This window comes from Metabacillus schmidteae (assembly GCF_903166545.1).
GTDB classification, from domain to species: domain Bacteria; phylum Bacillota; class Bacilli; order Bacillales; family Bacillaceae; genus Metabacillus; species Metabacillus schmidteae.
In genome coordinates this window covers 2,559,282-2,571,278 of sequence record NZ_CAESCH010000001.1, presented here as the reverse complement: position 1 = coordinate 2,571,278, position 11,997 = coordinate 2,559,282, and the positions used below count along the sequence as shown (strand labels likewise).

General features: G+C 30.4%; 10 protein-coding genes. 1 reads left to right on the top strand and 9 read right to left on the bottom strand.

Annotated elements, in window-relative coordinates; translation table 11 throughout:
* Positions 1-74: 74 nt before the first annotated feature.
* From HWV59_RS12335 to HWV59_RS12305, 7 genes are all read right to left on the bottom strand, one after another.
* Positions 75-1,280, bottom strand: coding sequence for a hypothetical protein (locus HWV59_RS12335; protein ID WP_175638983.1), 1,206 nt, complete (start codon positions 1,278-1,280; stop codon positions 75-77).
* Positions 1,281-1,415: 135 nt separating this feature from the next.
* Positions 1,416-2,342: a polysaccharide pyruvyl transferase family protein gene (locus HWV59_RS12330; protein ID WP_235991721.1), complete on the bottom strand. Its 927-nt coding sequence runs from the start codon at positions 2,340-2,342 to the stop codon at positions 1,416-1,418.
* A gap of 40 nt (positions 2,343-2,382) precedes the next feature.
* Positions 2,383-3,084, bottom strand: coding sequence for a galactosyltransferase-related protein (locus HWV59_RS12325; protein WP_175638982.1), 702 nt, complete (start codon positions 3,082-3,084; stop codon positions 2,383-2,385).
* 89 nt (positions 3,085-3,173) lie between these two features.
* Positions 3,174-4,037 (bottom strand): glycosyltransferase family A protein, encoded by an 864-nt coding sequence (locus HWV59_RS12320; protein ID WP_175638981.1) that lies wholly within the window; start codon positions 4,035-4,037, stop codon positions 3,174-3,176.
* A gap of 527 nt (positions 4,038-4,564) precedes the next feature.
* Positions 4,565-5,008 (bottom strand): CotY/CotZ family spore coat protein, encoded by a 444-nt coding sequence (locus tag HWV59_RS12315; RefSeq protein WP_175638980.1) that lies wholly within the window; start codon positions 5,006-5,008, stop codon positions 4,565-4,567.
* A gap of 135 nt (positions 5,009-5,143) precedes the next feature.
* Complete coding sequence (locus HWV59_RS12310) at positions 5,144-6,181, bottom strand: YheC/YheD family protein (RefSeq protein ID WP_175638979.1); 1,038 nt, start codon at positions 6,179-6,181, stop codon at positions 5,144-5,146.
* Between the two features lie 13 nt (positions 6,182-6,194).
* Complete coding sequence (locus HWV59_RS12305; RefSeq protein WP_235991720.1) at positions 6,195-7,427, bottom strand: ATP-grasp domain-containing protein; 1,233 nt, start codon at positions 7,425-7,427, stop codon at positions 6,195-6,197.
* Positions 7,428-7,611: 184 nt separating this feature from the next.
* On the opposite strand from HWV59_RS12305, the gene HWV59_RS12300 reads away from it, so the two are divergent.
* The gene (locus HWV59_RS12300; RefSeq protein WP_175638977.1) at positions 7,612-8,169 is read left to right on the top strand and encodes a DUF2179 domain-containing protein; all 558 of its coding nucleotides are present in this window, start codon (positions 7,612-7,614) and stop codon (positions 8,167-8,169) included.
* A 78-nt stretch (positions 8,170-8,247) separates the two neighbouring features.
* On the opposite strand, the gene HWV59_RS12295 is transcribed toward HWV59_RS12300, so the two are convergent.
* Together HWV59_RS12295 and HWV59_RS12290 are read right to left on the bottom strand one after the other, a co-directional pair.
* Entirely contained in the window at positions 8,248-9,330 is a 1,083-nt protein-coding gene (locus tag HWV59_RS12295) for a YheC/YheD family endospore coat-associated protein (protein WP_175638976.1), read from the bottom strand.
* A gap of 320 nt (positions 9,331-9,650) precedes the next feature.
* Complete coding sequence (locus HWV59_RS12290) at positions 9,651-11,906, bottom strand: YheC/YheD family endospore coat-associated protein (protein ID WP_175638975.1); 2,256 nt, start codon at positions 11,904-11,906, stop codon at positions 9,651-9,653.
* Positions 11,907-11,997: the final 91 nt, after the last annotated feature.

Below are 11,997 nucleotides of genomic sequence, written 5' to 3'. Positions count from 1 at the left end.
TAACTCTCCTTCTTTGGTAAAAAAAAGCCTTTGGATTTATTTTAATAAGAAATCCAAAGGTAAAATTACATTAATTAATCCTTTTTACGTTTAAAGTCTGTTTGCAATATCCATTGAAGAAAATGAAAAAATTCAAAATTCTCTTCAAAAATAGTATTACTTAACCTTTTTTTAATGAACTTCCATTGAAGCTCTTTATTATCATTTAATTTAGAAAAAAACTGTTCATTTCTTAATAAAGAATGAATCGAAGGGTTGTAGGTATTAAAACCTAAATCACTTGGATTTAACCCTTCTAATAGAAGCGCAGCCATTGTTCTTGCACATTTTTCACAATTTCCACAATTATCACCTGACGTTGACTCCCAACACACTCTTAATTTTATTGAAGAATCATAATTTCTTAGAAAATCTGCAATAATAGTTATTTTGTCAAATCTATTTAATTCCATACCTTCTAACTCTGTCTTTGTCTTCCCCCATTTTAAATTGTTCTCTATAGATGGGTGTGAACCCCATGGAGACGAATCTAAACAACTTTCAACTGAGAATATTCCAGGAGATGTAGCAAAATAAATAGTATTAATTCCCTTAAGATAAGTTAGGGGTGCAGATAGACCTACCATTCCAAGTCCATGTTGAATACTTCCCCACCAATTAGAAAGGCCGGATTTGGAAAAGTTTTTATTTAATTTTCTTTCATTTAGAAAAGTTCTTAAATTTGACTTTATAAAAACAGGTACCAAATGATGTTCTAATGCAAATTCCATGATGTTTTTCTCTACTTTAGAACATCCTTTAATATCTGATTCAGGAATATCAGCTCCCAAAACCGTCATTAAATAAGGGGATTCATGTCGTTTTCTTATAAAGGAGGTAACTGAATCTACACCACCACTAAAAAAAAGTCCACTTGCTTGAGATTCATAATCTTGGTTTGACACAATTTCCTGATGGTAAATTTCTCCTCTAAAAGTATGTTGTGGATACAAACTTTGAAAAGAAGCTTTTACTTTTTTTAACGACTCTTGGAAATTTTTGTCGATTTGATCTATATAAATATCTGATCCAGTAATCCAAGCAATTGGACAAATATTTGCCAAAATAGGAATGTTTAGAATGCTAATTGGAACAGAATCAACGATTTCATTTACTTCTAAGTAGAAGGTATTGGTATTAAAATATTTATTTACTTCTCCAATACATTTGAACTTACATAATATTTTATTCCCATCTTTGACAACAGGTGTTTCTATGGTTATAATATTTGGATTTTCCAATTTGAAAATCTTCCTTTTTTGAAAGAAATATACAATATATCAGCATAATTTAAATTATTAATTTTAAATAAATGGTATTACGCTTGACATTTAAAAGGTTTTATTAATTATAGAAGGTATTTTAATTGAAGGTTTTTATTCTTTTACGAATGTAGTGTATTGAACAGTATGAGTCCAAGCATTATAATATTCAACATTTTTACCATAGGAATTATTATAGAAAGTATTTCTTTTATTTAATAAACATGCCAAAATGTGTCCATGTAACCTCGTTGTAATTACTTCTTGATGATTACTGAATAAACTTATTGCCTTATCAATTAAATAATCACTAAATTTAATCCAAGAAGCAGCATCACTTACACCTAACCTTTTATACTCTTCTCTAATTTCTTGAACCACCTTTTTATCTTTTGTTGTTAATAAATTAATCCAATCTTTCGTTACCTTAATCCTGTCAGGTTGAATTTCTACATTTTTATTTAGTTCCTTGTCCTGTCGTAGTAAATAAAGAACATTTTTTGAAGGATTTGCTGTAGTTTTAAGTGGCCAAAGCTCATGTGCCATGTCTGGAGACAAATATATATTTTTAGAAAACCCCTCTAACCTTTTAAAACTTTGTTTATCTCTAGCAAAAATATGAAGGTCATTATGTTTATTAAATAGTCTCTTTGATTTATTATAATTGTTTTTATTTTTAAAGTAGATCGTTTGAGGTAGAATGACTATTTTATGGTTGGGGTATCTTTTTATAACCAATTCTCGTAATCTCTGATGACTTTTCCATAAATCACCGAAGTTTCCGCCACCTTGAAAAACGATAATATGATCATTAGGTATTTCTAATTCATTTGGAAAATTAATGACAGAGTATCTAGCTTTTACACTAATATCATGTTTCTCAAAAAATTGTTCAGTTCCCTTCCAAATAAGTAAATCACCAACATTGGTATAAAGTGGATAATCAAGAAAATATATTTTGGAGCCTGGCGGTATAACATTAAGGATTTTCTCTAAGTGACTTTTTAACATATCCATTGGATGTTTATTTTGTTCATTCAACTTTTAATCCTCCAATTGAAGTAATTTGTTTTTTATATGATTAATCATTTCGCTCATTAATTAATTTTTCCATTCCTTTTTTATTACCTCTTAATGCTGCATATCTATTGTATAATTTATTATTATCTTGAATCTTTGGATTACCCTTAGAACCTACTTTGGTATGCCACAAATGATAGATCGTTTGATTATCAAGGCGTTTATAAGGGCCACATAAAGTGTTCATAGCATCTCTAAATGCATTATCCTCTCTTCCCCAACCAACAAATCTTTCATCAAAACCATTAATATTATTAAAGTTTTTTTTAGTAGTTACAACAACACCACTTATTGGTTTAAACTGTTTATTTTTGAACGTTTTCTCTTTTGATTCAACCTTAATAGGAAAAGGCCATTGCGGTTCTTTTGATAAAAGTAAGTCTGTACTTTCTTTTGAAACATTAAGCCATTTTCCATAGGGAATTACCCAAGCATGTTGATCTAACAATTTAATAGCTTTTGTTAAGATTATCGGATCGTAGAATACATCTCCATCGGCAATAACAAATATATCCTTCGTCGCTTTCTTTGCTGCCAAATTAACCGCCTGTGACCGATTAAATGGTTCGCTTAGTGATTCACCAATACAGACTTCAACTTCCGGAAGAACATTCTGATAAAATTTATTAACCCATTTGAACAATATATCCCTCTCACCGTAGTCAGGTTTATAAGGAATCAATACAGAAACACGATTTAACATCTAATAATATCCTCCTTTATGATAAGCGACTTCAATTTATAGTTCACTTATTTTTCGTGCACAGATCACAACAATCTTTATCCAAATAACTAATCTATGACTTTAAAATAATTGTAGATCCAGTCTTCTAAAATCTCACCATTTGCATTACAGTCTTTAGCTGAAAAATCATTGTCAAGTTTTCCTTTTAAGATACTATTATTGTCACTATGACCAAAATACCTAAATACCAAAGGAATTTTCACTAGTTTATAAGGTAAACCAATTTTTTTTAGATTTTCTTTAATGAAGGGATGTGCTTTTACAGTTACAGAATACCTCTTTCTATTTGTATTTGAATCAATATATACTAGAGCACTACTTCCACATCTCCTATAAAAGTTCTTCATAATCCAAACTTCATTGTTCCTAATGTTACTAAAAAAACCATTCTCCAATATTAAAGCTTCTGATAAGGGCTGGCTCCTAATATATTCTACAAATCTATGATGAATCCAATCATCTGAGTCTAGCGGCATAAAATAACCTTTAAAATTATCATTTCTTAAATGACTTATAATAGCTCTTCGTTTTCTCATTTTGTCTCTGGTATATTCGTTTGGACCTTTAGGTGGTGCAAATTTCACAGTAATCCAGGTTATTTTCTCATGATCCAGTTCTTTAATAGTTGGCTTTTTATGCCCTGCTACAATTATGCGAAAATGTTGATCTGTATTTTTTAATATAGATTTCAATGTTTTTGATAAATTATTTTGTACAACCTTCCAGTCCCTTGAAGCCGTCTTACTTTTTAGAGATATCGCAAAAGCTATTTCTTTCTCTTTGTTGTTTTCATAAGGTTGATGTGAATTTTCATCATTTTCCTTTAATACTTGATTAAAACGATTTTCAAATTCCAATAATCCTTCTTGGATTGAAAGCAATTCATCGTCTCTACTTTCTTGTTGTTCCAAGTGTATCCTCCTTTTTATTAAATAAATCTAATTTAAAACGATTCGAATTAGTTACATTCTATTCATATCATTTCATTTAGCAACGGACATAACACTATGTATATAAAATATGTAAAGTCACCATTTATAACGCTAAAATAGAAAATATTGAATATATTGTACTCCAATATCCTAGCTCCAATAACTCTTCCAATTCAAATTTAATATTTGAACTAAAGGTCATTAATATTTAATCGATAAATTTGTTTTTTATGAGGCAAACCAACTAAATTAACTATAGAAACTTTGGTTGAGACCATCAGCCACGAGTCATTAGAAAGCCACGACTTACCCTCCCAAATGGGCGAAGCAATATCAATTCATATATTTAAATATTTTAATAAAATAAAAAATTCTTAAACTAAAAACGAGAGGTGCATAATCCAAAATTGGACTTTACAGCTCTCGTTCTCTTGTTCCTTAACTGAATTCTTTACTTTTTGTCACATTTTCCCAAATATGCCATATTACAGTAACTAAAATTTATCCTACCACTTCGGTTCAACAATAACCTTTTTCATTAAATCTATATCTAAACATTGCACAGCACACAAGCACTCAGTATCAACTGTAACACAGATTTTAGTTCTCTCTAATCTTTCAACATCACATATTTCTTTCGCAAAAGTGCCATACAAAGTAATAGGTCGAAGTAAAGATAGTGTTACACATTTCTTATCCTCATCGAGTTTTTCAATTCTAAAAAAACTTGTATGAAAATGGGAATTTTTCTTGCCATAGAGGAAGCCGCCCAATTCAAACGGACCTTCATTTGTTAACAACATAAATGGAATCGTATCTACTTTCAATAATTTCTTTAAAAGGCTTGTATAACAACATGAAGTACTTCCCTCAAGTTGGTCTTGTTGTTTTTTCAATTCTTGGAGTGCTTCGTAGACACAATTCGGGTTAGATTCAGTTTCATATGTCATCTCACCCTCCCTCCAATACTCTTATTTTTAATATGATATTTGTCTATTAGGATATATGTGCAGTTATGAAAAGAAAATGGGTCTTTTTACCATTTTTTCAACAATAAATTTATTGACAATAAATCTTATGGGATATTAACCTGCTGATAAAGGCTTATTTTTTTTGTTATTAGCTAAATACTTAGCATAGGGAATTAGTTGTTTTGCCACTTCAAACTCTCGATGCTTTGCTCCTGGCCGCCAGTTGACTTCAAATATCCAAAGTTTCTGATGTGAATCAATCCCTACATCAATCCCAAGTTCATCAAAATCATATTTATAAAGACTATCAAAATGCTTAGGAAAGGACAAAGCAAATTGTTCAACTATTTTTTTTATCGTTACGTAGTCCTCTCCGAATTCCTCCATTAAGAAAGGATCAAGTTCTCCTCGATAACCCCCGCTGCTAATATTACTGACCAATCTCTTGGATCCACTTATTCGAGGGTATATAAGTGTAATCCCCCACTCACCTTTTCCGTTCTTTTGTACATGAAGCCGCAAATCATACGTAAGACCATTTTTCGTTTTGCATTCGATATATGGTTGAAGCATATACTTTTTCTCACTTAATAAATGATCTAAATATATTATTAGGTCATCTTTTAGAAAATTATAGGATTGGTTTCCGTCTGTTATGTTATACATTTGATCGCTTATGTTTTTAATAAACAATACTTTTTTCCCATGATTTCCAGACAATGGCTTAATTACATTTGTTTGCTGTGTTTCAAAATATTTTAATACGTCTTCTCCTTTTCTTACTCTATGTGAAGGAATAATAGAATTTGAAAATTGTTTTGCTTTCTTAATTTTCATATAAACTCTCATTTTATTTCCAACCGGAAAGCTAGTAAACTCACAGATTTCTTTTAGTTTAGTATGAATCTTTCTTTGTTTTTCATTTCTAGGTGAAATACTATTGATTACTACATCTGGAAAATCCATTTCTTTACGTATCCATTCATGATTTTCATAAATCCAGCCATTTATCTTTTTTTGTTCAAGATTCACAGATCCGTAAGTAAAGTAAAAAAAACTGATTTTTTCTAATTTTGCAATTGCCGCATATGCATATGCCTTCTTTACTTTGGATGGATCTTTTCGACGATGTAACATTCCAATTAATGTCATACCATCACCATCCTTACATCGGTTCCAGGAAAAATCTTATTTGCTTTGCTGCATTTAGTGCATTTCTTTGTGCTTCTTCTTCTGTTTTCCCTGTTGCTAATACATATGCATAACGATCTCCCATTGATAAAGGAGGAGTTAATATCTTGCCTTTTCTTGGCTTGATGTAAACGTCTATTACCCCTTTATGCCTTTGTGCTCTTTTTTTGCCAGTTACCTTTATTAAGACACCTCTCCTTTGTATAATTACATAATGTGCATATACATACTGGAATTTAGTTTTTTCGAAGGAAGGCTCTTTTCCTAAGTTTAACTTTATTGTTTCTTTTACTAAATTAATCCCTGTACCGTGGAGAATGATTTGATTCATGGCACCTCCTGAGATTCTTGGGTTGATCTCGATTAACTTCCATTCCCCGTTAACTAATCTCATCTCCAAATGACAAGGTCCATTAACAAGACCTAATGTTTTTACAATTTCACATATACTTTTTTCCAACATATATAATTCATTTGATTTTAATTGGGCAGGAAATTGATACCCAGTTATTATGAACCTTTTTCTATTTGTGATCTCTTGTTTTATAATGGCAACAATTGAAACTTTGTTTTCATGTACAATTACCTCAATTAAATATTGAGGTCCTATTAAGTATTCTTCAACCAACAAGGGTACTGTTGTCTTTCTTTTTTGTACGGTCAAAAGTTCTTTTCTTAATTCATCTATAGTATTTACTAAGACAACATCTTTTGAACCGTTCGATTCAGGTGATTTAACGACAAGTGGTAAATGATCTTTCGTCTGCCTGATAAAAGAATCAATCGATTGTGTTTTATCATAAACAGAGAAAAATGGTGTGAATGAATGACCGTTAAGTGCTTTGCGAAAACGTGTTTTATTCTCCATTTTGTATAAGGCTTCAGATGATAAATGTTGAAGGCCCAACTCTTTTGCTAATTGAGAGGCGATGGATACAAATGGGTCAACCAAACTAAGACACGCTTTAACATCATATCCTTTTTCAACCAGTCGCTTAATCTCATTTAGAACACTTTCTTTTTTTATTAAATCTTTCAAAAATATCATTAGATGTACATCAGGAAACTCTTCTCGTTGTTGTAAAAACTTTGCTCGATCTGTAAATAAAATAGTGTAGTAACCCATTTGCTTTGCAATATTTAAAGCTTCTCTACTCGTACCGGATTTATTTGATCCAATAAAGACAATTGATTTCAATTTCCTCACAGCTCCTTTAGCAGGAGTTTTTCACCCAAATATTTTATATTATCCTTATGTAGAGCAGGAAGAAAGGTTACAATAAATCATACAAAAAATTAACATAAAAAACTTCCAAAACTTCTATATACATACTAAAAAATTATGTTATGATTTCGTTATAAAATTTGGTCTTAGAAAGGAAATCAAAAACATGCTCTTACAGGCTTTGCTAATTTTTATACTTCAACTTATTTATGTACCAGTCCTTACGATACGAACAATACTTCTTGTTAAGAACCAAACAACATCTGCAGCGGGTGTTGGACTATTAGAAGCTATCATTTATATCGTAAGTTTAATCTTTGTCTTTCAAGACCTTTCTAATATATACAATATCGTTGCCTATGTCCTTGGTTTTAGTGTTGGATTACTTTTAGGTGGCGCTTTAGAAAAGAAACTAGCTATTGGATTTATTACCTATCAAGCAAATATTCTAGATAAAAATATGGACTTGGTAAACGCCTTACGTACAGCCGGTTTTGGAGTTACTGTGTTTGAAGGTGAAGGCATTAATACTGCACGTTACCGATTAGATATTGTTTCAAAGCGTTCAAGAGAAAGTGAATTATTGGACATAATCAATAAATATGAGCCAAAAGCATTCTTAATGTCATATGAGATTCGGTCATTTAAGGGCGGTTACTTAACAAAATCAATGAAAAAAAGAACAATTAACTTTTTAAAAAAGAAAAAAATGACCGACATGTAGTTACCCATTATTAATAAGGGGTGCTGTTATCTATTCAGCACCCCTATAAATTACAATTCAATTTGCATTTTAAACCAGCTAATTTTTTGTTTTTGTTTGTATTAAATATTTTACATATCCGATAGGTGTTGTATGTGTTTCTTTCCACTCTTTATCCATTTTGGCATTTCTAAATGTGACTCTTAAATCCCTGCCATTACATTCTATAAATTTAGGTATTCCCTCGTGCGTAAGACCAATGTCAAGACCCAAATCTGTCATAGGAGGTAATTCTCTTTCAAGTTGCTTAGCAATTCTTAAGGATAAACACTTTATATCGTTATTGACTTTTTCACGGTCTAGATGGGGTAGATCTTTAAGTAGTTCGTTAAGGGGGTAACACGTTGCACCTTTTGCTACATTTGTAATAAATTTATCATTATTCGCTACTTTTCCTACTATACCGGAAACTTGCCATTCTCCAATATCATTTTTTTGTACAGAGACTCTCATGTCAAATATTCCACCCTTGCTTTTAGCCAGCGGAATCCTTTCTTGAATAATAATCCTGGGATTATTTAATAATCTTTTTAATTCTAAAGGCATTTTTGATGAAAAACTTTTCTTTACCATAACTTTTTTCTGAAAATAACTGAATTCCCACTCATTTTCATTTACCTTGGATAATTTAGAGATACCACTTCCTAAACTTCCACTATTCGGTTTTATAATTAGTTCATTATATTTATTCATCATTTCCTTTAGATTTTCTTCACTAATTTTTACAGTTTCCGGAAGATTTGGTAACAGCTTTGGATCTTTTTTTAGAATTTCATAAATTCTTAGTTTCTTAAAGCGATTTTTTTCATTTATAAAAGTAATTCCTTCTTTCTTAAGTCTCTTTAGTTTCCTTTTTGAAGATACTTTCCCAGTCAATATTCTATTATGAATAATCTTTGGTTTTGGAATGGATGCCAAAGCAAATGTGCCATCTTCTTCTCTTACATATGCTGTTATTGTACTGATACCTGGATTTATATCATCAAACCGGAAATAACAAGGGATTAAATTATACTTTTCTCCAGCTTCTTCATAAAAAGATAGGTTTTCGTAATAAGTTTTTCCTTTTTTTATTCCATTGAACACAAGTTTTCCAACCATAATTCCAACATATTCTTTCACTTTTAATAATGCCTCCTAATATCATACGTGTAAAAGCTACATAAAAAGAATCTAAATAATGAGTCATCAAGCGTATTACTCGATTCGTTCAAATTAAATAAAATTCTGATTTTTCTTGAGAAGAGATTTAAATTTTTACAGTTCCAATTGTTAAATTCCAACGAATAAGAATTTAACTACATAGTTATTGTATATTTTATGTTAAATTGAGTTATTAATATTGTGCTATTGCCTAAGATAAAGAGATATATTAGAGACAAGACACGATGCATGAAAAAAAACAGGAACCGCTTATGTTTCCTGTCTTTTTCAATCATTAATTAAGCATTATGAACTTTTGTTAAGGAAGAACTTTCATCTAACACATTAAATCCTTGTATGTTTACAGCATAATATAGCGGTTGAAAGCGAATCTTTAAATACGTATTATAATCCATTTTTTTAAACCCTTTAAAACTCGGGTAAATGTTGGCTTCCAAAATCCATGGATGCCCCTCTTGATCTAAGGCAATATCTAACCCAAATTCTGCGTAATGTTCCCTTTTTTGATCCATTAACGTGCAAAAATTTTGACATACCTTTAAGATTCTACTATGAATAGTTGTAAAAGGGATTGTTATATTTGACGTTGTAATAGCCTCATCTAGAGACATTGCCTGACCACCGCGAGCTATATTTGTTAAATCTTCGTTTTCCCCAGCAACCCTACACTCAATTCCGGAACACTTCCAGTTCCCTTTTTGATATTTTTGCATGACCACCCTAACATCAAATGGACTATCTTGAATCTTTAAAAGAGGAATATATGTTTGATAAAGATACTCACGATCAAGAATATTTAATTCAGATAACTTATTATAAAGCTCTTTGGTACCAATTAGATTATGGCAGACTTTAGAACCAGCATTATATTCAAAAAGATTAAAAGCATCAGCATCCTTATCTTGTATTTCTAAAATAAAAATACCTCTCCCCCTGGATAAACTTACTGGTTTTAAAATAATCTTCTCTTTACTCTTTAAAAATTCAAATAGTTTGTTAAACTCATCCAGAAGATAAGTAGAAGGTATGTGTTTACTAATTATTGTTTCATTCTGCATTGAATGTAAATCTGATTTATTAAAGTGGTGAGAATTAAAAAGTTTGTTATTTGTCATTTCACTTAACTTTGAAATTAGTTTCTCATCTTGATGAAAATTTCTTCTATAAATAACAGATGGAATTGGTGTTGAATCATATCTCCATTCCTTAGATAAAAAATCATAAACAAATCCATATGCAATCTTCTTGTTCCAATTAACAGAACGTGGTGAGAATGCTATCACAAGTCCACCAAAACTTTTATACTCTTCAAGTCGATCTTTATACTTTTGCATATATTTTAAATTATATGTCTGATTCTTATCTCCTAATAAAAAGCCTATTGTAGGACCAATTACTACCTGATCGTTCAAGAAAAAAAGCTGAAATACCATATCTAATGGAATATACATGTTTTCAACTAAATCCTTAGAAATTGAAATCTCAAAAGGATTATCATAAGTGCTTTTTCTATATGAAGGAATATCACCCTCAACAATAATCCTACATTGTTCCTCTATAACCCCAAACTTAAGAGAATCTAAATTTGCTAAGTTAGTATCAAAAATTTTTGATGGAAATCTAACAGTTCTTGTTTCATCGGTTACGTTAATCTTTACCCAATAACGATCTCCAGATTCAGTTTGTTCCAAAACCTGTAATTTAGGTTCAATTTCCACTAATTGATTTGAATTTACAGTATTCATATTATAAATAGAATCAGCTATTATAAATGGATATTCAGTAATTTTCTTTACTACGGATGATTTCCAGTTTGTCAAATCGTTAATAACATCATTTATTGTACAAGTTGATTCAAATAATAATTCTCCATTACTATTAACAATTAACTTTAAGCCGAGTTCGGATATCCCTGGAAAATAATAATGAATTGCTTTTAAAATACGTTTTGATATTTCATTGAGGTATTCTTCTGAATAGTAAAAAAAAGACTTTTGGTTCGAAAAAGGAAATTCATTAATTGTATATTTCTCTCCATCTATATCCTTTACATATTTGAACGGAATTTCCCAATCAAGGTCGTTCTTCTTTTGACAAACAACATGAATGATATAAAGTGGAAGTTCTTGACCTAGCTCTTTTTTAAAGAGAATATTTAATTTATGGGACTCCAAAATTTCTGTCAAGTGTTTCTGTTTAATAAGATGATGTTCATTAATTATTTTTACTCGTTTGCTTTGGACTAACGCTCTTAGCTTTCTTATATTTTTCTTCTTATTATATTTGTTAGGATTATATATTAATTGTGGGATTTTAATCCGACTAACTTCGTTTAGAAGGTCATCCTTCAATTGAAATGCTTCGACCTGATCTTCTTTAAGGCATAGATGATCTAATGTAAAGAAAACTACATTTTTACCTAATTTTTTAGCTGAATAATAATATTGGAAACAATATGAATTCTTATTTTTCTCAATAATCATTTCTTTCCATTGTGATTTTGATAATAATATTCCGATTGGTTCCGAGTTCAATCATTGCACCTCCAAGCCCAAATAATCACTAGAACCTCTTTTATAAATATATGCATATGCACTATTAAGCGTATAGGCACAAGGACATAGA

Coding starts and splice junctions, on each gene's coding strand:
- HWV59_RS12310 (WP_175638979.1), bottom strand. CDS start 6,181: ATGACATTAATTGGAATGTTACATCGTCGAAAAGATCCATCCAAAGTA.
- HWV59_RS12325 (WP_175638982.1), bottom strand. CDS start 3,084: ATGTTAAATCGTGTTTCTGTATTGATTCCTTATAAACCTGACTACGGT.
- HWV59_RS12300 (WP_175638977.1), top strand. CDS start 7,612: ATGCTCTTACAGGCTTTGCTAATTTTTATACTTCAACTTATTTATGTA.
- HWV59_RS12315 (WP_175638980.1), bottom strand. CDS start 5,008: ATGACATATGAAACTGAATCTAACCCGAATTGTGTCTACGAAGCACTC.